Genomic DNA, 21,443 nt, shown 5'->3' on the forward strand with positions numbered 1-21,443 from the left:
GCGAGCGCGGACTACGCGTCCGGTCCGCGTTCAACGGAACACGTTGTCCGAGTCGTCCCAGTGCGCAGGATCCTCCGGGGCGCCCGTCCGCCCGGGCCTGCGGCGCGACTCGTACATCGCGTCGATCTCGGCCGCGCAGTGCCGCACGATCTCGTCCCTGCGCAGCTTCATCGACGGCGTCAGCAGCCCGTTGGTCACGTCGAACGGCTCCGGCAGGACCCGGAACACCCGGATCGACTCCGACCGCGACACGGCGCTGTTGGCCGCGGCCACGGCCCGCGCCACCTCCTCCCGCAGCGCGTTCTCCTCCCGCGCCTCCCGCATCTCGCCCTGCAGCGCCAGCGCCGCCCGCCAGTGCGCCAGGAAATCCGGATCCAGCGTGATCAGGGCGCCGACACAGGGCCGGTTGTCGCCCACCACCACCGCCTGATGGATGAGCGGATGCATCCGCAGCCGCTGCTCCAGCGAGGTCGGGGCGACGCTCTTGCCGCTGCTCGTGATGATGATGTCCTTCTTGCGGCCGGTGATCGTCAGATAGCCCTCCGAGTCCAGCCGCCCGAGGTCACCGGTGGCCAGCCAGCCGCCGCGCAGCGCGGCCCGGGTGCCGGCGTCGTCGCCCACGTATCCCTGGAACACCGACGGGCCCCGCACCAGGATCTCCCCGTCGTCGGCGACCTGGATCTCCGTGCCGGGCAGGGCCTGCCCCACGGTCCCGGACTTCTCCCGCCCCAGCGGCTGCATCGTCACCCCGCCGCTGGTCTCCGTCAGGCCGTAGCCGTCGTTCACATAGATGCCGATGCCCTCGTAGAAGAGGGACAGGTCGCGGCTGAGGGGAGAACCGCCGGAGGTCGCCCGCCGCACCCGGCCGCCCAGCGCGGCCCGCAGCCTGCGGTACACCGTGCGGTCGTAGAGGGCGTGCTGCAGCCGCAGATCGAAACCGGGTCCGCGGCCCCGGCCCAGCCGCTGGCGTTCCAGGGCCGCGGCGAAGTCCCGCGCCGTCTCGGCGGCCCGCTCGAACAGCCCGCCGTGCCCCTCCTGCTGCGCCGTGCGCAGGAAGTTCTTGTAGATCTTCTCGAAGACCGAGGGGACCGCGTAGAAGTACGTGGGACGGAAGGAGCGCAGCGCCGAGAACAGCGCCTCCCCGCCGAGATCGGCCTGGTGCCCCATCAGCAGCCCGCCGCGCACGCACAGGCCCTGGATCATGAGCCCGTACACATGGGAGAAGGGCAGGAACGCCAGCACGGAGCCCTGCTCCCCACGCGCTGCCGCAGTCTGCCCCCAGCCGGCCAGCAGCGTGTCGCAGGGCCCGGCCAGATTGCGATGGCTCAGGGCGCAGCCGAGGGCATGGCCGGTCGTGCCGGAGGTGTAGGCGATGACGGCCGTGGAGTCCGGCAGCACGATGCGGCGCATCGAGTCGACCGTGGCGATCGGCACGGACTCCCCGCGCACCGCCAGATCCTCCAGCGCCCCCGCGTCCAGCTGCCAGACGTGGCCCAGCAGCGGCAGCGCCGCGCACACCGAGCCGACGGTCATCACGCCCTGCTCGTCCTCCACCACCACGGCCACACAGCCGGAGTCCCGCAGGATCCACTCCACCTGGTCGCGCGACGACGACGGATAGACCGGGACGACCTCGGCGCCCACGGCCCAGAGCGCGTAGCACAGGACCGTCCACTCGTACCGGGTGCGCGCCATGATCGCCACGCGATGGCCCGGCGCGATCCCGGACGCGATCAACCCCTTGGCCACGTCCACGACTTCGTCGCGCAGCTCGATCGCCGTCACCTCCTCCCAGACGGCGGAGGCGGGGTCGGTGCGGCGGGCGAGCATCGGCCGGGTGGGTTCGCGGTCCGCCGTCTCGAAGACGCTGTCGGCGAGCCCGCCGGTCAGGGGCGAGAAGGCCGGTGGAGCGAGGGCCGTGTCGCGCATGCACTGCTCCTGACGTGTACGGGGTGTGACATTGCCGACGGGTACTGTCATCGGCGGTGCTCGAATGTAGTCGAGTCGGGACCCTTCGGGGTCGGGAAATACGGAAGTGACACCGCTGATGATCTCGGCGTGATCGAGGGAGGGGCAGGACGAAGGGGCGGGGCGGCTCAGCCCTGGGTGTGGCGCACGCACGCGGTGACGACGTCCCGCAGGCTGCCCGTGCGCTCCATCAGCTCGCGCTGCACCGTCGCTCCGTTGCCCTCCCGCAGCAGTTCCTCACAGGCGGACCGGGCACGGTCGAAGTCACCGGTGTCCTCGAGGGCCGGGCCGACATGGTCCAGCAGGGCACGCACGACTGCCTCGGCGGGCATGCGCCGCATGGTCGCGGGGTGCAGCAGCTCGCCCGTCAGACCGGACCGGGCGGCCTGCCAGTAGGCCAGCCGCAGCAGGCTGACGCTGTGGTCGAGGGGCTCCCGGCCCGCCCGCCACTCGCGTGCCGCGGTCTCGACGAGCCCCCGGACCAGGGTGGCGACCAGCGCGGCCGTGCCGGAGCGCAGACAGACGTCCGAGACCCGGACCTCCACCGTTGGATACTGCCGGGACAACCGGGCGTCGAAGTAGATCATCCCGTCGTCGAGGATGACGCCGGTGGCCACCATCTCCGAGACCAGCCGGTGGTACCGCTCGGCCGAGCCGAAGATCCCGGTCTGACCCGCCGACGGCCAGCGCTGCCACACCCGGCTGCGATAGCTGCTGTACCCCGAGTCGTGGCCCTGCCAGAACGGCGAGTTCGCGCTGAGCGCCAGCAGCACCTGCAGCCACGGCCGCACCCGGTCGATGACCGCCACGCCCTCCTCGTCGGACTCGACCGACACATGCACATGGCAGCCCATGACGAGCTGCTCCCGGGTGGCGATGCCGTACCGCTCCGCCATCCACTGGTAGCGCTGGTTGACGCTTATGGCGGGGCTCACGGGCAGCGGGGAGGTGGCGAGCGCCGCGACGGTGCAGCCGATCTCCCCGGCATGCCGGGCGGCCTCCTTGCGGCAGCGGGCGATCTCCGCGCGCAGGCTCTCCATGGACGACTGCGGATGGGTGGCGAACTCCAGCATCTGCTCGTGGAGTTCCTTCTCGAAAACGTCCTGATCCGCGTCGTCCCGCTCCGCGTGGGCCAGCACCGCCGCGGACAGTGCCCGCGGCTCGCCGGTCTCCGGATCGACCAGGAGGAGTTCCTCCTCCACTCCGACGGTGCGCACCTGATGCCCGCCCTTCTGCGACCCTGCCGCGTCGTACCACCGGAGTCCCCCGGTGGTACGACCCCCAGTGCCCCTCACGGGCGGGTCGGACACCTGCTGCGCCCGCGCGGCGTCACGGAGCGAACGGCCTCAGCCACACGGTGGCCAGCGGCGGCAGCGTGATCCGGACCAGCCCGTTCTCCGGTTTGGCCGGATCCGGGTTGGTGACGCCGCTGCCGCCGTAGCGCGTGTCGTCGGTGTTGAGGGTCTCCTGCCAGGCGACGACATCGCCTGGGACCCAGAGGCCGTAGTCGTGCCGGACGACGGGGGAGAAGTTCGACACCGCCAGCAGCGGGCTGCCCTCGGCGTCGTACCGCAGGAACGCGAAGACGTTGTCGTCGGCCGAGTCCACCGCCACCCACCGGAAGCCCTCCGGCCGGGTGTCGCACTGCCACAGCGCCGGTGTCGCCCGGTAGGCCGTGTTCAGGTCGCGGACCAGATCGCGCACGCCCCGGTGGTCGCCCGCCGAATGGTAGCCCTCGTCGAGCAGCCACCACTCCGGCCCGTGCTCCACCGACCACTCGGCCCCCTGCGCGAACTCCTGCCCCATGAACAGCAGCTGCTTGCCGGGGTGGCCCCACATGAAGCCGAGGTAGGCCCGGGTGCTGGCGCGCCGCTGCCACCAGTCGCCCGGTGCCTTCGACACCAGTGCCTGCTTGCCGTGCACGACCTCGTCGTGGGAGATGGGCAGGACGTAGTTCTCGCTGTACGCGTACACCATCGAGAAGGTCATCTCGTGGTGGTGGTACTTGCGGTGCACCGGCTCGTGGCTCAGGTACTCCAGCGAGTCGTGCATCCAGCCCATGTTCCACTTCAGCCCGAAACCGAGCCCGCCGGTGTCGGTGGGCCGGGTCACGCCGCCCCAGGCGGTGGACTCCTCCGCGATGGTGACCACGCCGGGAGCGCGCCGGTACACGGTCGCGTTCATCTCCTGCAGGAACGCCATGGCCGCCAGGTCCTCGCGGCCGCCGTAGGCGTTGGGCTCCCACTGGCCGTCCTCGCGCGAGTAGTCGAGGTACAGCATCGAGGCGACCGCGTCCACCCGCAGCCCGTCGATGTGGAACTCCTCGCACCAGTACACCGCGTTCGCCACGAGGAAGTTGCGCACCTCGGTGCGGCCGAAGTCGAACTCGTAGGTGCCCCAGTCCGGGTGCTCGGCACGCCGCCCGTCCCCGGGCTCGTACAGCGGGTCCCCGTCGAAGCGGGCCAGCGCCCAGTCGTCCTTCGGGAAGTGCGCCGGCACCCAGTCCATGATCACGCCGATGCCGGCCCGGTGGCAGGCGTCGACGAAGAACCGGAAGTCGTCCGGGGAACCCAGCCGCGCGGTCGGCGCGTAGAAGCCGGTGACCTGGTAGCCCCAGGAGCCGTGGAAGGGGTGCTCGGCGACCGGCATCAGCTCCACGTGCGTGAAGCCGAGGTCCTTGACGTACGCCGGGAGTTCCTCGGCGAGCTGCCGGTAGGTCAGCCCCGGGCGCCAGGAGGCCAGATGCACCTCGTACACCGACATGGGCGCCTCGTGCACCGGTGTGTCGGCGCGGTGCGTCATCCACTCGGCGTCGGCCCACTCGTAGTGCGAGGCCGTCACGATCGAGGCCGTGTTGGGTGGTTCCTCGGTGCGGCGGGCCATCGGGTCCGCCTTGAGGAAGCGCTGCCCGTACCGGGAGTGGATCTCGAACTTGTACGCCGTGCCCTCGCCGACGCCCGGCAGGAACAGCTCCCACACCCCGGACGCGCCGAGCGACCGCATCGGGAACTGCGTCCCGTCCCAGTGGGTGAAGTCGGCGGCGACCCGTACGCCCTGCGCGTTCGGCGCCCACACCGTGAACCGGGTGCCGGTCACGCCCTCGTGGGTCATGGGCTCGGCGCCGAGCGCCTGCCACAGCTGCTCGTGCCGGCCCTCGCGGATCAGGTGCAGGTCGAGTTCGCCGAGCGCGGGCAGGAAGCGGTACGGGTCGTGCGTCTCCTGCTCACCGCCCTCGTACGCCACGTGCAGCGTGTACTCGGGGATCTCCTCCAGCGGCAGCACGCCCGAGAAGAGGCCGTCGCCCTCCGAGACGAGGGCCGTGCGCTTGCCGCCGGTCACGACGCTCACGGAGCGGGCGAAGGGGCGCAGCGCCCGGAACACGATCCCGCCGGGGGCCGGGTGGGCGCCGAGCAGCGCGTGCGGATCGTGGTGGGCGCCCGCCAGCAGGCGCCCGCGGTCCTCCGGGCTCAGGGCGGGCGCGGTCGCGCTCGGGACCGGGCCTGACGGCTCCGGGATTGAGGTGTCTCGCAGGGCCACGGCTCAGTCTCCTCTCACAGCGAGGCGCTCGATCGCCGCCATCGGTACAGGCAGCCAGTCGGGGCGGTGCCGTGCCTCGTACAGCACCTCGTACACGGCCCGGTCCGTCTCATAGGCGCGGAGCAGTCCGTGTTTCTTGCGCGGATCCCAGCCGGCGCGGGCGGCATAGCCCGCGCAGTAGGCCTCGCGGCAGCGCCGCGCCCACTCCGGGCGCCAGGGGCGGCGCTGCCGGGCGGCGTAGTCGAAGGAGCGCAGCATCCCGGCGATGTCCCGCACGGGGGAGTGGGCGCTGCGCCGTTCGGAGAGCGGCCGGGACGGCTCGCCCTCGAAGTCGATGACGAACCACTCGCGCCCGGCCCGCAGCACCTGGCCGAGGTGCAGATCGCCGTGGATGCGCTGCGCGGGCGGCCCGGGGTCGCAGGTGGTGAGGGCGGCGAAAGCGGTCCGCAGGCCCGGCACGAACGGCTGGAGCGCGGGCACGCAGTGGGCGGCGGCGTCCAGCCGCTCGGTCATCGCCGACGCCGTAAGCCCGTTCTCCCCGGGCGCGCCGACCGGGAAGGCCGACGCCAGCGCGAGGTGCACATCCGCCGTGGCCGCGCCGAGCGCCCGGGCCTGGAGGGTGAAGTCGTCCCCGGCGGCCAGGGCGTGCAGCGCCAGTGTCCAGCCGTCGGAGGCGTCCCGCAGATACGGCTGGAGCACACCGAGCGTGGCCTTGAAGGGATGGTTCATCTGGAACCAGGCCACGGGCGCGGGGACCCGGTGGCAGCCCTGGCGGGCCAGCGCCCCGGGCACCTCCAGGTCCGGGTTCACGCCCGGCTGGATGCGCCGGAAGATCTTCAGGATGTACTCGTCGCCGTACACCAGCGAGGAGTTGGACTGCTCCGCGTCGAGCAGCCGCGGCACCAGTCCGGCGGGCACCCGCTGGTCCGGGTCGCAGTCGAAGCGCAGCGGTCCGGCGGTGCCGGGCTGCCGCAGCCGGTCCAGGAGCAGCTGGGCCGAACGGGGATCGTGCAGCGCGTCGTAGACCGTCAGACCGGCCAGCGGCCCGTCCTGCACCTGCCCGATGAGCGCCCGGCCGAGGCGCGGTGCCGGGTGTTCCCGTACGCCGAGCAGGAGCTGGTAGCAGTCGCCGGCCGGGGGAGCGCCGCCCGGCGAGGGCACTCCCGTGTGCCCGGCGTGCGTGGCGTGGACCAGCAGGTGCAGACAGCCCGGGAACAGCTCGGTCATCGACAGCAGGCCGAGCTCCGTGACGGGCCGGTCCTTGCCCGCGAACCAGCGCTGGCGGGGCAGCCAGTCGCGCAGCAGGGCGCCGAGCGACTCCATGGGCTCGGACATGCGGGTGAGGCCCGGGCGCAGGGATGCGGTCTTCGGCATGGTCACGCCTCCTCGTCCCGGCGCGTGCTCACAGTCGCCGTCCGATGCGGGATGCGACTCGGGTGAGCCGGAACCAGTAGAAGCCGTGACCCCCGAGGGTCAGCAGATACGGCAGCTCGCCGATGGCCGGGAAGCGCACCCCGCCGAACAGCTCCACCGGATGCCGCCCGGCGAACTCGCGCAGATCGAGTTCGGTGGGCTGCGCGAACCGCGCGAAGTTGTTCACGCACAGCACCAGGTCGTCCTCGTACTCGCGCAGGAACGCCAGCACCGCCGGGTTGGAGGAGGGCAGTTCGGTGTAGGTGCCGAGTCCGAAGGCGGGGTTCTGCTTGCGGATCTCGATCATGCGGTGGGTCCAGTGCAGCAGCGAGGACGGCGAGGACATCGACGCCTCGACATTGGTCACCTGGTGGCCGTAGACCGGGTCCATGATCGCCGGGAGGAAGAGGCGGCCCGGGTCGCAGGTGGAGAACCCGGCGTTGCGGTCCGGGGTCCACTGCATGGGGGTCCGGACGGCGTCCCGGTCGCCGAGCCAGATGTTGTCGCCCATGCCGATCTCGTCGCCGTAGTAGAGGATCGGCGAGCCGGGCAGGGCCAGCAGCAGCGCGGTGAACAGCTCGATCGAGTGCCGGTCGTTGTCGAGCAGGGGGGCGAGGCGCCTGCGGATGCCGATGTTGGCGCGCATGCGGGGGTCCTTGGCGTACTCGGCCCACATGTAGTCGCGCTCTTCGTCGGTGACCATCTCCAGCGTCAGCTCGTCGTGGTTGCGCAGGAAGATGCCCCACTGGCAGTTCGCGGGGATGGCCGGGGTCTTCGCCAGGATTTCCGACACCGGGTAGCGCGACTCACGGCGCACGGCCATGAAGATGCGCGGCATGACCGGGAAGTGGAAGGCCATGTGGCACTCGTCGCCGCCCTTGGCGAAGTCGCCGAAATAGTCGACGACGTCCTCGGGCCACTGGTTGGCCTCGGCGAGCAGCACCGTGTCCGGGTACTGCGCGTCGATCTCCTTGCGCACCCGCTTGAGGAACGTGTGGGAGGCGGGCAGGTTCTCGCAGTTGGTGCCCTCCGCCGCGTACAGATACGGCACCGCGTCCAGCCGGAAGCCGTCGATGCCCAGGTCCAGCCAGAACTTCAGCGCGGCCAGGATCTCCTCCTGGACGCGCGGGTTCTCGTAGTTGAGGTCGGGCTGGTGCGAGAAGAAGCGGTGGAAGAAGTACTGGCCGCGCACCGGGTCGTACGTCCAGTTCGACGTCTCCGTGTCGACGAAGATGATCCGGGCGTCCGGATAACCCTTGTCGTCGTCGGCCCACATGTAGTAGTCGCCGTAGGGCCCGTCCGGGTCCTTCCTCGACTCCTGGAACCACGCGTGCTCGTCACTGGTGTGGTTCATGACGAAGTCGATGATCACGCGCATGCCGCGCTGGTGGGCGGCGTCCACGAACTCCACGAAGTCGGCGAGGTCGCCGAACTCGGGGAGGACGGCCGTGTAGTCGGAGACGTCGTAGCCGCCGTCGCGGAGCGGGGACTTGAAGAACGGCGGCAGCCACAGGCAGTCGACGCCGAGCCACTGGAGGTAGTCCAGCTTGGCGGTCAGGCCTTTCAGGTCTCCGACACCGTCGCCGTTGCTGTCCTGGAACGAGCGGACGAGCACCTCGTAGAAGACGGCGCGCTTGAACCACTCCGGGTCCCGGTCCCTGACGGGGGTGTCCTCGAAGGTGTCCAGCACGGGCTCGTTCACGGTCATGACGTTCCTGTCCCTCCGATCGCTTGCGCGGCGGGCGGTGACAGGACGTGGAAGACGTGCGCGGGAGCCCGCCCCGGCTCGAGACGCACGTAGTTGTTCCTGCTCCAGAGGTAGGTCTCGCCGGTGAGCTCGTCGCGCACCGGCACCGACTCGTGCCAGTCCAGGCCGAGTCGCGGCATGTCCAGCGAGACCGTCGCCTCCTGGGCGTGGTGGGGGTCGAGGTTGGCGACCACCAGGACGACGTCGTTCCCCGTGCGCTTGCTGTACGCGATGAGGGAGTCGTTGTCGGTGTGGTGGAAGCGGAGATTCCTGAGCCGGCACAGCGCCGGGTGTTCCCGCCGGATGGTGTTGAGCCTGGTCAGCAGCCGGGTGATGCTGCGTCCCTCGCGCTCGGCCGCTTCCCAGTCGCGGCGGGTGAGCTGGTACTTCTCCGAGTGGAGGTACTCCTCGCTGCCTTCCTTGAGCGGGGTGTTCTCGCAGAGTTCGTAGCCGGAGTAGATGCCCCAGGTCGGGGAGAGGGTCGCGGCGAGGACGGCCCGGACCTCGAAGGCGGGGCGTCCGCCGTTCTGGAGGTAGGCGTGCAGGATGTCGGGGGTGTTGGCGAAGAAGTTCGGCCGCATGTAGGAGGCGGCTTCGCCGGAGAGTTCGGTGAGGTAGTCGGTCAGTTCCTGCTTGGTGTTGCGCCAGGTGAAGTAGGTGTAGGACTGCTGGAAGCCGATCTGGGCCAGGGTGGCCATCATCGCCGGGCGGGTGAAGGCCTCGGCCAGGAAGATCACGTCCGGGTCGGTGCGGTTGATGTCCGCGATGACCCGCTCCCAGAAGACGACCGGCTTGGTGTGCGGGTTGTCCACGCGGAAGATCCGCACGCCGGTGTCCATCCAGTGCCGCAGGATGCGCACGGTCTCGGCGATGAGGCCGTCCATGTCGGCGTCGAAGGCGATGGGGTAGATGTCCTGGTACTTCTTCGGCGGGTTCTCGGCGTAGGCGATGGTGCCGTCGGGGCGGTGGTGGAACCACTCAGGGTGCTTCTGCACCCAGGGGTGGTCCGGCGAGCACTGCAACGCGAAGTCGAGGGCCACCTCCATGCCCAGGTCCCGGGCCTGGTCGACGAACCAGGTGAAGTCCTCCAGGGTGCCCAGGGCGGGGTGGACGGCGTCGTGGCCGCCCTCGGGGGAGCCGATCGCCCAGGGCACGCCGACGTCGTCGGGGCCGGGGGAGAGGGTGTTGTTCTTGCCCTTGCGGAAGGTCGTGCCGATCGGGTGGATCGGGGGCAGGTAGACGACGTCGAAGCCCATCGCGGCGATCGCCGGGAGGCGCCGGGCCGCGGTGCGGAACGTGCCGTGCGGCTGCTCGCGGGTGCCTTCGGAGCGGGGGAAGAACTCGTACCAGGAGCCGTACAGGGCCCGCTCGCGCTCCACGAGCAGGGGCAGGGGCTCGGAGGTGGTGACCAGGTCCCGGAGGGGATGGCGGGCCAGTACCTCGTCCACCTCTGGCGTCAACGCAGCGGCAAGCCGTGCCGGAGGGGGCAGTGAGTCGTCGCGCAGGGTCCGCGCCGCGCCCAGCAGCACACCGCGGCCGTCGTTCTTCGGCACGCCCGCCGCCGCCCGCTCGTAGAGGTCGGCGCCCTCCTCCAGGACCAGGCCCGGGTCGATGCCCGCCGGCACCTTGATGTCCGCCGCCCGGCGCCAGGTGGCCACCGGATCGCTCCAGGCCTGCACCCGGTACGACCAGCGGCCGACCGCGTCGGCGGTGACCTCGGCGCCCCAGCGGTCGCTGCCCGGGGCCAGCTCCCGCATCGGCGTCCACGGTCCGGGGCGGCCCTCGGGGTCCTTGAGCACCACATTGGCGGCCACCGCGTCGTGCCCCTCCCGGAACACGGTGGCGGTGACCTCGAACGTCTCTCCCACGACCGCCTTCGCCGGCCTGTTGCCGCTCTCCACGGCCGGTCGGACATCCCGTACCGGGATACGGCCGATGGCCCGGGTCCTACTCATGGTCCTCACCTCCACCGTGCTCGGAACCGGGCCCCCAGGGCCCGGTTCATGGGGACAAGATGTGCGGGAAGGTCCTCACCTTCCCGCCGGGTACCGCCGCTCCGCCGCCGCTGGTCTTCGTCGTACCGCGGTCGCCGGACGGGGGCGTTCGTTCTGTTCCTGCAGACAGGTGACCTGCTGCTCCTGCAGATAGGTGAGCTGGTTGGTCCGCAGATACCGCTCGGCCGCGTCCGCCGCCTCCCGCGCGCAGCGCTTGCCCATCAGCACGCAGAGCGTGTAGCCGGAGTCCTCGAACGTGGTCCGCACCGTGCGATCGTTGGGTGCCGCGAGCATCACGCGTTCCCAGGCCCGGTAACGCCGCAACTGCCGGGCGACTTCGGCTTTGGCGGGTAGCAGCATGGCGCCGATCACCTTTCGGGCTCGAGGGGCACGGTCTCCCGACGGCCGGACGGCGGCCGCGCGCACAGCGCCACGGAACCGTCCCGACGATCGAGTTCTGTCACACATGGTGCATGTATGACCACGCAACGTCCTGTTGGAGCTTCAACCAGTGGCGCGTCCGGGTGAGAGGTTCAGGCCACGGAGGCACGCTCGGTCATGGCCCGACCGCCTCGGCCGTGTGCTCGTGTTGCACGAACGGGCTAGCGGCCTCACTCTGAGGGTGACTCAGAAGCGATAGACGCTCACGTTCCGTGCTCGGGGCTCGTACCGCAGGACTGCGGGAGCGAGGAGGAGCTGAGCCTCGCGGTGAGGAGCCGACCGATGAAGACCGCAGTGCCCTGCTACTACCACCTCGACGTGGAAGTCAGCCCGGAACGGGTGGGACAGGTCAGCCGCATTCTGGCCGCTCACCTGAAGTTCTGGGATCTGGACAACCTGATCCAGCCCGTCTGCGGCGGTGCCGAGATGCTGCTCGAGGCCATCGACGAACACGCCACGGACAAGAACACCTCGATCGAGATGTGGTGGAACGGGCAGCACCTGATCACCGCCATCGGGGACAACGACCGCGCCCTGCGCCCCGACCAGGAACTGCGAGGCTGCCTGGAGCACCTCGCGGCGATGAGCGACGGCTGGGGCTGCTGCGCCACCGAGACCGGCAGCAAGGTCATCTGGTTCTCGCAGCGCGCCCGCGCCGGCGAACGCGTCCCGCTGGTGCCGACCGCGCCGGCCCCCCGCGTCAGCGAGGGCCTCGACGTGCCCCGCGAGGTGCGCGTCGCACAACTGGCCGGCCCCGCCGGTGCCCCGGACGAGGTCCTGGAGGAAGCCCGGTGACCCGTCGGCGGAACAGGACAGGGGCGTCCGCCTGGAGCGGGCGCCCCTATCCGCTGGGCGCGTCCTACGACGGGGAGGGCACCAACTTCGCCCTCTTCAGCGAGGTCGCCGAGCGGGTCGAGCTGGTCCTCGTCGACGACGACGGCACCCACACCCAGGTGCCGCTGGCCGAGGTCGACGGCTTCGTATGGCACGGCTACCTCCCCGGCGTCGGCCCCGGCACCCGGTACGGCTACCGCGTGCACGGCCCGTGGGCCCCGGCCGCCGGCCACCGCTGCAACCCGGCGAAGCTTCTGCTAGACCCGTACGCCCGCGCCGTGGACGGTCAGATCGACAACCACCCCTCGCTCCACGAGCGGAACCCGGACGGCCCCGACCCGGCCGACAGCGCCGGGCACACCATGCTCGGCGTGGTGACCGACCCGGCCTTCGACTGGGGCGACGACCGCCCGCCCAGCCGTGCCTACGCCGACACGGTGATCTACGAGACCCACGTCAAGGGCTTCACACGCACCCACCCCGGGGTGCCCGCCGAGCTCCGCGGCACCTACGCCGGACTGGCCCACCCCGCGGCCGTCGAGCACCTCACCTCGCTCGGCGTCACGGCCGTCGAGCTGATGCCGGTCCACCAGTTCGTCCAGGACGGCGTGCTCCAGGGCCGCGACCTCGCCAACTACTGGGGCTACAACACCATCGGCTTCTTCGCCCCGCACAACGCCTACGCCGCGCACGGCACCCGAGGCCAGCAGGTCGCCGAGTTCAAGTCGATGGTGAAGACCCTGCACGCGGCCGGGCTCGAAGTGATCCTCGACGTCGTCTACAACCACACCGCCGAGGGCAACGAGAAGGGCCCCACCCTGTCCTTCCGGGGCATCGACAACTGCTCGTACTACCGTCTGGTCGACGGCGACTGGGAGCACTACTACGACACCACCGGCACCGGCAACAGCCTGCTGATGCGCCACCCCTACGTACTCCAGCTGATCATGGACTCGCTGCGGTACTGGGTCACCGAGATGCATGTCGACGGCTTCCGCTTCGACCTCGCGGCCACGCTGGCCCGGCAGTTCCACGAGGTGGACCGGCTGTCGGCGTTCTTCGACCTCATCCAGCAGGACCCGGTGATCAGCCGCGTCAAGCTGATCGCCGAGCCGTGGGACGTCGGCGAGGGCGGCTACCAGGTGGGCAACTTCCCGCCGCTGTGGTCGGAGTGGAACGGCATGTACCGCGACGCCGTCCGCGACTTCTGGCGGGGCGAGGATCACACGCTCGGAGAGTACGCCTCACGGCTCACCGGCTCCTCCGACCTCTACGCCCACAGCAGGCGCCGGCCCCGCGCCAGCGTCAACTTCGTCACCGCGCACGACGGTTTCACCCTGCGCGACCTCGTCTCCTACAACGACAAGCACAACGAGGCCAACGGCGAGGACAACCAGGACGGCGAGAACACCAACCGCTCCTGGAACTGCGGCGCCGAGGGCCCCACCCGCGACCCGGCCGTACGGGAACTGCGCACCCGCATGCAGCGCAACCTCCTCGCCACCCTGCTGCTCTCCCAGGGCATCCCGATGCTCTCCCACGGCGACGAACTCGGACGCACCCAGCGCGGCAACAACAACGCCTACTGCCAGGACAACGAGATCTCCTGGATCGACTGGCGGCTCACCGACGAACAGCGCGACCTGCTGGCGTTCACCCGGTACGTCATCCGGCTGCGCACCGCGCACCCCGTGCTGCGCCGGCGCCGCTTCTTCCTGGGCGAGACCCTCACCCGCGCGGACCAGCCGCTGCCCGACCTGGTGTGGCTGGCGCCCGACGCCCAGGAGATGACCGACGACGACTGGCAGCGCGGCGACGCGCACTCGGTCGGCGTCTTCCTCAACGGCGACGCCATCGCCGAACCCGATCCCCGCGGCCGGCCCGTCGTCGACGACTCCTTCCTGCTGCTGACCAACAGCCACTGGGAGCCGGTGGACTTCCGCCTGCCGGACGCCGCCTACGGCGAGCGCTGGACGGCGCTGATCGACACCGCCGACCCGGAGGGCACCCCCGACGAGACGGAGCACAAGGCGAGCACGGGCCTCACCGTCGGTGCGCGCAGCCTGGTCCTGCTGTCCCGGCCGTCCCGGAAGACCGGCTGAGCCGGATCAGCGGCCCCGGCGCGAGGTCACCGTGAACTGGGCGCCGTCGTGGTCGCGCAGCACGGCCTCGTCCCCGCCCTTGGACAGCACACTGCCGCCGTGCAGCTCCGCCGTGCGGGCACAGGCCTCCACGTCGTCGACGGTGAAGTGGACCTGCCAGTGCGGCCGGATCGTCGGGTCGGGGGCCGACTCCAGCGCCCCCGACTCGATCCGTGCCACCACGTCACCGCCGCTGCGCAGCACGACCTCCCCGCCCTCGTAGTGGACCTCGCAGCCGCCGGTGCGCTGTGTCGCCCAGTCGAGGACCTCGCCGTAGAAGATGGCCGCGTCGAAGGCGTCACGCGTGTGCAGCGTGATGAAGACCGGCTGCGCGTTGCGCCAGGTCTCCCAGTCGGTGAACAGGTCGCCCTCCCAGATCCCGAAGGTCGCCCCGTCCCGGTCCGCGAGCAGCGCCGCCCGCCCGGGCGGCAGGGAGATCGGCCCGACGGCGGTGGTGCCCATGCGTTCCTGGACGCGCGCCACCGCCTCGTCCGCGCTGCGCACGGCGAAGTACGGCGTCCACGCCACCGCCATCTGCCACATGGTCGCCACGCCCGCGATCCCGGCCACCGGCGAGCCGTCCGCCAGCGCGATCCGGTGCCGGTCGCCCAGCTTGGCCGGCCGCCACTGCCAGCCCAGCACGGCACTGTAGAACTCCTCCGTCGCCTTGACGTCCCGGCTGGTCAGGCTCACCCAACAGGGCGCGCCGACCACGGAGTGTGATGAGACGACGTCCTTCGTGCCGGACGGGGCGGGCATGTCGTGGTTCATGGTGTCGCGTCCTGATCTCGTCGGCCTGGCAGCCACCGGAGGATTGCACCCAGTGTCCAACCGGAACCGCTGTGGGCGCCTGCCGAGTACCCCGGCGGCGACGCACAAACGGTGTCGTGAACCGGCCTGGTCCGCCCCGGTGGCACCGGGCGGGCCGAGTGACGACGATGGATGGGTCGGACACTGCGTCAAGGCACTCAAGCACCCTGCGAGGCCACACGGACAGCGGCGCACCGGACCCGGAGGTGACCATGCCCACGGACGGGGGCTCGGAGCGGATCTTCGAGCTGCAGGAGGAGATCCAGCAGCTCAAGGAGGCGGTCGTCTCCCACGCCGTCGTGGACCAGGCGATCGGGATGGTCGTGGCGCTCGGCCGGGTCTCGCCCGACCAGGGGTGGGCCGTGCTGAAGGACGTCTCCCAGCACACCAACATCAAGCTGCGCAACGTCGCGGAACTGATCCTCGTCTGGGGGCGCACCGGCATGATGCCCCAGGGGATACGGGCCGCGCTGGAGGACGCCCTCGACCGCGCCGGACCGACGCAGATCCCGGGAACACCGCCGGAGGCCTGATCCCCCGGCGGTCCCGAGCGGCTCATCCGGTCTCGGCCAGCAGCTCCTCACGCAGATGGGCGAAGCAACTGCTGAGCAGCCGGGAGACGTGCATCTGCGAGATGCCGAGCTGCTCGGCGATGCGGCTCTGCGTCATGCCCTTGAAGAACCGCAGATAGAGGATGATCCGCTCGCGCTCCGGCAGCGCTTCCAGACAGGGCCTGACGGCCACCCGGTTGACCACGGTGTCGAAGGCCGGGTCAGGACCGCCGATCGCGTCCCCGAGGGCGTAGCCGTCCGTCCCCGGCATCTCAGCCTCCAGCGACAGCGCGGAGAAGCACTCCAGGGCCTCCATGCCGGTGCGCACCTCGCCCTCGGTGAGGTGGGCGTACTCGGCGATCTCGGCGACCGTGGGGGAGCGGCCGGGGGTGGTCTGGGACAGCTCCTTGGCGGCGTGCCGCACCCGGTTGCGCAGGTCCTGGACCCGGCGGGGCACGTGCAGCGTCCACATGTGGTCACGGAAGTGGCGCTTGATCTCGCCGGTGACCGTGGGGACGGCGTAGGCCTCGAAGGCGTTGCCGCGCGCCGGGTCGTAGTGGTCGACGGCCTTGACGAGGCCGAGGGCGGCCACCTGGTACAGGTCCTCCAGGGCCTCGCCCCGGCCGCGGAAACGGACGGCGATCCGCTCGGCCATGGGCAGCCAGGCCTCGACCAGCTCGTCGCGCAGGGCCTTGCGCTCGGGCCCCTCGGGCAGCTTCGCGAGACGTTCGAACGCCGCGGCGGTGTCGGGGGCGTCGTCGTGGGGGTGCGTTCTGGTGCTGCCGGCGATACGCATGATGCGCACCTCCCTGAGCAGGTGCCGAATGGACAGACACCGTGGGAAGGCGCGGACTCGGACCTCACGGCGGGCACCGGGGGCCCGGGCGGCTCCCACGGACGTGCCTCCTGTCCGAAGCACTTCACAGCCCATTCCCGGGCGGGAAGATTACGAAACAATTCAGACAATACGCCCACTTGGCCTTTCTTGACTTCTCTTGGCCTCCCTTGACCTCTCCTTGGGTCGATTAGCTCTGCTACAGAACTAATCTCGGCCGCATGGAGCCGGAGACCTTCCCCGAAGAGCTGGCCGACGCGCTCGTCGGGGTCCAGCGGCTGATCAGGCGGCGCCTGCGGCGCGAGATGCCCGACCCGCGGCTGCGCGGCGCGGAGGCGGAGCTGCTACGGCTGGTCGTGACCCGCCCCGGGATCGGCATCTCGGACGCCGCCAAGGACCTCGGGCTGGCGGCCAACTCCGTGTCGACCCTGGTCAATCAACTGGCGGGGGCGGGCTATCTGGTCCGCGAGCGGGACCCGGCCGACCGGCGGGCCGCCCGGCTGCTGCCCACACCCGCCGCACGGACACGGCTCGACGCATGGCGCCGGCGGCGCGCCGCCCTCGTACGACGCCATGTGTCCCGCCTGGACGACACGGACCGCCAGGCGCTGCTGGCGGCGATCCCGGCCCTGCGCAAGCTGGCCGACACCCTGCACGAGGAGGCCGAGGAGTCATGACCCGGGACACCGACCCACCCCAGGCCGATGCCGTCGCCTGCACCGGACTCGCCTACGCCTTCGGCGCCGCCAACGCCGTGGACGGGCTCGACCTCACGGTCCGGCAGGGCGAGGTCTTCGGGCTGCTCGGCCCCAACGGCGCCGGCAAGACCACGGCCATCCGCTGCGTCACCACCCTGCTGCCGGTGCCCGCCGGCATGGTCCGCGTCTTCGGCCACGACACCGCCGGCGACCGCATGGCCGTACGCCGCCTGCTCGGCTACGTACCGCAGCAACTGTCCGCGGACGCCGGTCTCACCGGCCGGGAGAACGTCGCTCTGTTCGCCCGCGTCTTCGACGTGCCGCGCCGGGAACGCGCCGAACGCGTGGCCCAGGCCCTGAGGGCGGTCGGTCTCGCCGACGCCGCCGACCGGCTGGCCGCCACGTACTCCGGCGGCATGGTCCGCCGGCTCGAACTCGCTCAGGCCCTGGTCAGCGCGCCGCGCCTGCTGATCCTCGACGAGCCCACCATCGGCCTCGACCCGATCGCCCGCACCGGCGTGTGGGAGCACATCGGCGCCGTCCGCGCGGCCACCGGCATGACCGTGCTCGTGACCACCCACTACATGGACGAGGCCGACCAGTACTGCGACCGGGTCGCCCTCATGCACCGCGGCCGGATCCGCGCCCTCGGCACCCCGGACGAGCTCAGGGAAGGGCTCGGCGCACGCCGCCGCGCCGCGGGCACGGCCACGGACACGCTGCCCACGCTCGAGGACGTCTTCCGTGACGTGGCAGGCAGCGGTCTCGACGACGAGGCAGGAGATTTCCGCGATGTCCGAAGCACCCGCCGCACGGCACGCCGTGTCGGCTGACCCCGTCCGCGACGACACCGTCGCCCTGCTGCTGAAGCCCCCGCGGCCCCGCGCCGGATGGCGGCTGCTGCCCGCCCGCGTCGGCGCGATGTGCGCGGTCGAACTGCAGAAACTGCGCCACGACCGCACCGAGTTGTACACCCGGGCGGTGCAGCCCGCCCTCTGGCTGCTGATCTTCGGTCAGACCTTCACCCGCATCAGGGCGATCCCCACCGGCGGCATCCCCTACGTCGACTACCTGGCGCCCGGCATCATCGCCCAGTCCGCGATGTTCATCGCCATCTTCTACGGCATCCAGATCATCTGGGAGCGCGACGCCGGAATCCTCAACAAGCTGCTCGTCACGCCCACTCCGCGATCGGCTCTGATCACCGGCAAGGCCTTCGCCGCGGGTGTGAAGTCGCTGGTCCAGGCGGTCGTCGTGCTCCTCATCGCGGCCCTGCTCGGCGTGGCGCTGACCTGGAACCCGCTGAAACTGCTCGCCGTCGCCGCGATCGTCGTCCTCGGCTCGGCCTTCTTCTCCTGCCTGTCGATGACCATCGCCGGCATCGTCCTGAGCCGCGACCGCCTCATGGGCTTCGGACAGGCGATCACCATGCCGCTCTTCTTCGGCTCCAACGCCCTCTACCCGGTGTCCGTGATGCCGGGCTGGCTCCAGGCCGTCAGCAAGGCCAACCCTCTCAGCTACGAGGTGGACGCCCTGCGCGGACTCCTCCTCGGCACGCCCCACCATCTGGCGGCCGATTTCGCGGTGCTGCTCGTCGCCGCCGCGCTCGGCGTCACCGCGGCCTCGGCCCTGCTGGGCCGGCTGGCCCGTTGATCTTCACTCGGGAAAGTGATGTGCGGCACGCCTCGGCAACCGCTTTCTCCGACTGTTTCCGGATAACCGCTGGGCACGGCTTGATCGCCGATCAAATGGGATGAACTGCCTGGCCACAGCGCATTCCGCTCATTTGACAGTGCGCTGAGACCACAGATAGGAAGCAGCTTCCAGAGGTCGAGAGGGGCACCGTGTACGAGCCGAACGTGGTCGGGGACTGGCAGGAGTACGACGAGCATGCCGGTCTGCGGGTCCGCGTCCACCGTCTGGAGCCGGCCGAGCCACCCCGCGGCCGTGACGACGCCGCCGACGGGCTGACGTACTTCTGCCTCCGCGTGACCGTCGAGAACCGCGGCCGCCGGCACCTCGGCGTCCATCTCGAGGACGGTCAGATCGACGTACGGATCGGCCCGGACGGCGAGAGCGCCTTCCTCGACTGGCGCAACTCGCAGTTCATCGAGGGCTTCGACGTCTATCCGCTGCGCCGGGCCACCGCCGTGCTGTACGCGGCCGGCACCGAGGCGTCCCTGAGCCTCGTGGACGTCCAGGTCCAGCTGCGCGTCGAAGAGGAGTGGACCGAGCGCCGGCTGTGGTCGGGCGGCATCGGTGTCCACGAGGGGCCCGCCGGGACCCAGCAGGGCGCGGTGCGGGACAGCCTGGCGCACCAGGTGAGCGTCTTCCTGCGGGATCAGGCGGAGGAAGGCACCGCCTGATCCGGCGTCAGGGCATCCCGCCGACCGCTCAGTGCGGGATGCCGTCGATGATCTCGCGGGCGCCCTGACGCAGCAGGGCCACGGCGACCGAGGTGCCGAGCGTGGCCGGGTCGAGCCGGCCCGCCCACTCGTGGGCGTTCAGCCGCGTCTTGCCGTCCGGGGTGAACACACAGGCCCGCAGGGACAGTTCGCCACTGCGGTCCACCCGCGCGAACCCGGCGATGGGGCTGTTGCAGTGCCCCTGCAGCACATGCAGGAACATGCGCTCGGCCGTCGTCTCCCGGTAGGTGTCCGGGTCGCCGAGTCCGCTCACCGCGTCGATGAGGTCCGCGTCGCCCTCGCGGCACTGGAGCGCCAGCACGCCCGCGCCGATGGGCGGCATCATCGCCTCCGTGGACAGGATCTCGCTGATCACGTCCTCCCGGCCGATGCGCTCCAGGCCGGACACCGCGAGCAGCAGCGCGTCGGCCTCTCCGGCGGCGAGCTTCGCCAGGCGGCGGTTGGCGTTGCCGCGGAACGGCACACACTCCAGGTGCGGATGCGTGGCGGCCAGTTGGGCGACCCGGCGCACCGAGGAGGTGCCGATCCGGGTGCCGGCCGGCAGTTCGTCCAGGGTGAGCCCGCCGGGATGGATCAGGGCGTCCCGGATGTCGTCCCGCTTGAGGAACGCGGCGAACACGGTGCCCGCGGGGAGCGGCCGGTCGGCGGGCACGTCCTTCATGCAGTGCACGGCGAGATCGGCCTCCCCGGCCAGCAGCGCCGCGTCGACCTCCTTGGTGAACGCGCCCTTGCCCTCGACCTGGGACAGATCGCCCATCCACTTGTCGCCGGTGGTCTTCACCGGCACGACCTCGGTGCGCACTCCGGGATGGGCGGCGGCCAACTCGGCCCGGACACGCTCCACTTGGGCGAGCGCCATGGGCGAGTCGCGGGAGACGATACGGATCAGTTCGGGGACGGACATGCGGACACGATAGACCCTCTCGCGGACGCGTTCGTGCCGTACCTCCCTCCGACCGCCCGGCGTCGCGCGTCAGTTCGGGACGAGCGGCTCGCTCAGCTCGACCGCGCGCAGCGCCGCGGCGAGGGCCCGCCCGTCGCCGACGTCGAGGGCGGTGTCGGTGAGCTTGATGACGTGTTCGTCGCCATGGGCGAGGGCCGCTTCCAGCACTTCCTCGGGCGTGCGGTCCGGTGCGGGGACGGCGGCGACGGGTTCGGCGGTGGCGTACATGGCGGTGACCGCCGCCGACGCCGTCCAGGCCGCGTGCAGGCTCGGCGCCCACAGCTCACGCGGCAGGGAGGCGAGGGTGCGCAGTACGGCGTTGGGTGCCGTCGCCGCGTGCACCAGCATGATCTCCTGGCCGTGCCCGTGCGTGGCGTACCGGTGCGTCGCGGCCCGGACCAGCTCGGTGAGGCGGGCCCGGGCCGTGTCCGGGTCGCTCACGTCGCCGGCCCACAGCGGCAGTCGCCGTACGGCCGTCAGCCGGTCGGGGAATCCGCCCCGGGGGTCGTCGATCGGCGGCACGGCGTCCAGGGAGCGCGCGGCGTCCGGTGCGGCGGGCAGCGGTTCGACGCCGGAGACGGGGCGGTGCCGGGCCGCCCAGTAGCCCAGTCCGTGCGCGAGTTCGGCGAACCGCGGCGCGTTCTCCCCGGCCTCCAGTGCGCGTACGGCATGCCCGACGCGGATCACGGGGTGAGTGGAGCCGCCGTACATCCCGGGCAGCAGCCGGGGCCACCACACGGCGAGGACCTCCCGCCACGGCCGCTCGGTGAGCGCCCGGGTGAAGTGGGTGATCCAGTCGGCGGCCCGGCGCGGATCCCCCAGGGCCTCCCGCCAGTCGGCGTCGGTCACGGGCGCGAGGGGAGCGGGGAAGTCCTCCAGCTTGTTCCGGTACAGATCCAGCCAGCGGTGCACGGCATCGGCCCGGCCGCGCGCGGTGAGCGCCTCGACGACCATGGGGGCGTGGTTGGTGAGCCGGCCGAGCCGCTCCGGGCCCGAGGCGTGGAGCCGTTCGAGAGCTTCCTCGAGGGTCCCGGTCGTGTCGTGGGTGTCCATGACGCGACGCTATGCGGACGCCCCGCGCCGACGGATCGGACGCGGGGCGGAA

At 71.2% G+C, this 21,443-nt stretch carries 18 protein-coding genes; 7 read left to right on the forward strand and 11 right to left on the reverse strand.

Going from position 1 to position 21,443, the window contains the following annotated elements:
- Nucleotides 1-30 precede the first annotated feature (30 nt).
- From NNW99_RS38065 to NNW99_RS38095, 7 genes are all read right to left on the reverse strand, one after another.
- Nucleotides 31-1,929 (reverse strand): long-chain fatty acid--CoA ligase, encoded by a 1,899-nt coding sequence (locus NNW99_RS38065; protein WP_215123960.1) that lies wholly within the window; start codon nt 1,927-1,929, stop codon nt 31-33.
- A gap of 167 nt (nt 1,930-2,096) precedes the next feature.
- Nucleotides 2,097-3,185 (reverse strand): glutamate--cysteine ligase, encoded by a 1,089-nt coding sequence (locus tag NNW99_RS38070; RefSeq protein ID WP_215123961.1) that lies wholly within the window; start codon nt 3,183-3,185, stop codon nt 2,097-2,099.
- A 112-nt stretch (nt 3,186-3,297) separates the two neighbouring features.
- Nucleotides 3,298-5,505, reverse strand: coding sequence for a 1,4-alpha-glucan branching enzyme (gene glgB / locus NNW99_RS38075; RefSeq protein WP_215123962.1), 2,208 nt, complete (start codon nt 5,503-5,505; stop codon nt 3,298-3,300).
- 3 nt (nt 5,506-5,508) lie between these two features.
- Nucleotides 5,509-6,879 (reverse strand): maltokinase, encoded by a 1,371-nt coding sequence (locus tag NNW99_RS38080; RefSeq protein ID WP_215123963.1) that lies wholly within the window; start codon nt 6,877-6,879, stop codon nt 5,509-5,511.
- A 28-nt stretch (nt 6,880-6,907) separates the two neighbouring features.
- Nucleotides 6,908-8,626: a maltose alpha-D-glucosyltransferase gene (gene treS, locus NNW99_RS38085; RefSeq protein WP_215123964.1), complete on the reverse strand. Its 1,719-nt coding sequence runs from the start codon at nt 8,624-8,626 to the stop codon at nt 6,908-6,910.
- Nucleotides 8,623-10,620, reverse strand: a complete 1,998-nt coding sequence (locus NNW99_RS38090; protein WP_215123965.1) for an alpha-1,4-glucan--maltose-1-phosphate maltosyltransferase — start codon at nt 10,618-10,620, stop codon at nt 8,623-8,625. The genes treS and NNW99_RS38090 overlap by 4 nt, the downstream gene beginning before the upstream one ends.
- 75 nt (nt 10,621-10,695) lie before the next feature.
- On the reverse strand, nt 10,696-11,019 hold the full coding sequence (locus NNW99_RS38095; RefSeq protein WP_215123966.1) for a DUF5133 domain-containing protein: 324 nt from the start codon (nt 11,017-11,019) through the stop codon (nt 10,696-10,698).
- Between the two features lie 363 nt (nt 11,020-11,382).
- On the opposite strand from NNW99_RS38095, the gene NNW99_RS38100 reads away from it, so the two are divergent.
- Complete coding sequence (locus NNW99_RS38100) at nt 11,383-11,895, forward strand: pep a2 (RefSeq protein ID WP_215123967.1); 513 nt, start codon at nt 11,383-11,385, stop codon at nt 11,893-11,895.
- On the forward strand, nt 11,892-14,036 hold the full coding sequence (gene glgX / locus NNW99_RS38105; protein WP_215123968.1) for a glycogen debranching protein GlgX: 2,145 nt from the start codon (nt 11,892-11,894) through the stop codon (nt 14,034-14,036). The genes NNW99_RS38100 and glgX overlap by 4 nt, the downstream gene beginning before the upstream one ends.
- Before the next feature lie 6 nt (nt 14,037-14,042).
- On the opposite strand, the gene NNW99_RS38110 is transcribed toward glgX, so the two are convergent.
- Nucleotides 14,043-14,846: a VOC family protein gene (locus tag NNW99_RS38110; protein ID WP_215123969.1), complete on the reverse strand. Its 804-nt coding sequence runs from the start codon at nt 14,844-14,846 to the stop codon at nt 14,043-14,045.
- A 251-nt stretch (nt 14,847-15,097) separates the two neighbouring features.
- On the opposite strand from NNW99_RS38110, the gene NNW99_RS38115 reads away from it, so the two are divergent.
- Nucleotides 15,098-15,418 (forward strand): ANTAR domain-containing protein, encoded by a 321-nt coding sequence (locus NNW99_RS38115; RefSeq protein ID WP_215123970.1) that lies wholly within the window; start codon nt 15,098-15,100, stop codon nt 15,416-15,418.
- Nucleotides 15,419-15,440: 22 nt separating this feature from the next.
- Here NNW99_RS38115 and NNW99_RS38120 read toward each other — a convergent pair whose 3' ends face one another.
- Nucleotides 15,441-16,232 (reverse strand): RNA polymerase sigma factor SigF, encoded by a 792-nt coding sequence (locus tag NNW99_RS38120; RefSeq protein WP_215123971.1) that lies wholly within the window; start codon nt 16,230-16,232, stop codon nt 15,441-15,443.
- 260 nt (nt 16,233-16,492) lie between these two features.
- On the opposite strand from NNW99_RS38120, the gene NNW99_RS38125 reads away from it, so the two are divergent.
- From NNW99_RS38125 to NNW99_RS38140, 4 genes are all read left to right on the forward strand, one after another.
- A complete protein-coding gene (locus NNW99_RS38125) occupies nt 16,493-16,948 on the forward strand; it encodes a MarR family winged helix-turn-helix transcriptional regulator (protein WP_215123972.1) in 456 nt (151 codons plus the stop codon).
- Nucleotides 16,945-17,802, forward strand: coding sequence for an ABC transporter ATP-binding protein (locus NNW99_RS38130; protein ID WP_215123973.1), 858 nt, complete (start codon nt 16,945-16,947; stop codon nt 17,800-17,802). The genes NNW99_RS38125 and NNW99_RS38130 overlap by 4 nt, the downstream gene beginning before the upstream one ends.
- Complete coding sequence (locus NNW99_RS38135) at nt 17,762-18,622, forward strand: ABC transporter permease (protein WP_215123974.1); 861 nt, start codon at nt 17,762-17,764, stop codon at nt 18,620-18,622. Before NNW99_RS38130 ends, NNW99_RS38135 begins: the two co-directional genes overlap by 41 nt.
- A 191-nt stretch (nt 18,623-18,813) precedes the next feature.
- On the forward strand, nt 18,814-19,335 hold the full coding sequence (locus NNW99_RS38140; protein WP_215123975.1) for a hypothetical protein: 522 nt from the start codon (nt 18,814-18,816) through the stop codon (nt 19,333-19,335).
- Nucleotides 19,336-19,363: 28 nt separating this feature from the next.
- On the opposite strand, the gene hemC is transcribed toward NNW99_RS38140, so the two are convergent.
- Both hemC and NNW99_RS38150 read right to left on the reverse strand, forming a co-directional pair.
- Nucleotides 19,364-20,299 carry a hydroxymethylbilane synthase gene (gene hemC, locus NNW99_RS38145; protein WP_215123976.1) on the reverse strand — a complete coding sequence of 312 codons (936 nt, stop codon included), beginning with the start codon at nt 20,297-20,299 and terminating at the stop codon, nt 19,364-19,366.
- 69 nt (nt 20,300-20,368) lie between these two features.
- On the reverse strand, nt 20,369-21,391 hold the full coding sequence (locus NNW99_RS38150; protein WP_215123977.1) for a questin oxidase family protein: 1,023 nt from the start codon (nt 21,389-21,391) through the stop codon (nt 20,369-20,371).
- Nucleotides 21,392-21,443 lie beyond the last annotated feature (52 nt).

Origin of the sequence: Streptomyces sp. CRCS-T-1 (assembly GCF_024442335.1) — a bacterium.
Classification (GTDB): domain Bacteria; phylum Actinomycetota; class Actinomycetes; order Streptomycetales; family Streptomycetaceae; genus Streptomyces; species Streptomyces koelreuteriae.

Bases quoted from the DNA above. Each gene is read 5' to 3' on its own strand.
- NNW99_RS38065 (WP_215123960.1), bottom strand. From the start codon at position 1,929: ATGCGCGACACGGCCCTCGCTCCACCGGCCTTCTCGCCCCTGACCGGC.
- NNW99_RS38080 (WP_215123963.1), bottom strand. From the start codon at position 6,879: ATGCCGAAGACCGCATCCCTGCGCCCGGGCCTCACCCGCATGTCCGAG.
- treS (WP_215123964.1), bottom strand. From the start codon at position 8,626: ATGACCGTGAACGAGCCCGTGCTGGACACCTTCGAGGACACCCCCGTC.
- NNW99_RS38090 (WP_215123965.1), bottom strand. From the start codon at position 10,620: ATGAGTAGGACCCGGGCCATCGGCCGTATCCCGGTACGGGATGTCCGA.
- NNW99_RS38095 (WP_215123966.1), bottom strand. From the start codon at position 11,019: ATGCTGCTACCCGCCAAAGCCGAAGTCGCCCGGCAGTTGCGGCGTTAC.
- NNW99_RS38100 (WP_215123967.1), top strand. From the start codon at position 11,383: ATGAAGACCGCAGTGCCCTGCTACTACCACCTCGACGTGGAAGTCAGC.
- NNW99_RS38110 (WP_215123969.1), bottom strand. From the start codon at position 14,846: ATGAACCACGACATGCCCGCCCCGTCCGGCACGAAGGACGTCGTCTCA.
- NNW99_RS38115 (WP_215123970.1), top strand. From the start codon at position 15,098: ATGCCCACGGACGGGGGCTCGGAGCGGATCTTCGAGCTGCAGGAGGAG.
- NNW99_RS38120 (WP_215123971.1), bottom strand. From the start codon at position 16,232: ATGCGTATCGCCGGCAGCACCAGAACGCACCCCCACGACGACGCCCCC.
- NNW99_RS38125 (WP_215123972.1), top strand. From the start codon at position 16,493: ATGGAGCCGGAGACCTTCCCCGAAGAGCTGGCCGACGCGCTCGTCGGG.
- NNW99_RS38130 (WP_215123973.1), top strand. From the start codon at position 16,945: ATGACCCGGGACACCGACCCACCCCAGGCCGATGCCGTCGCCTGCACC.
- NNW99_RS38135 (WP_215123974.1), top strand. From the start codon at position 17,762: ATGTCCGAAGCACCCGCCGCACGGCACGCCGTGTCGGCTGACCCCGTC.
- hemC (WP_215123976.1), bottom strand. From the start codon at position 20,299: ATGTCCGTCCCCGAACTGATCCGTATCGTCTCCCGCGACTCGCCCATG.
- NNW99_RS38150 (WP_215123977.1), bottom strand. From the start codon at position 21,391: ATGGACACCCACGACACGACCGGGACCCTCGAGGAAGCTCTCGAACGG.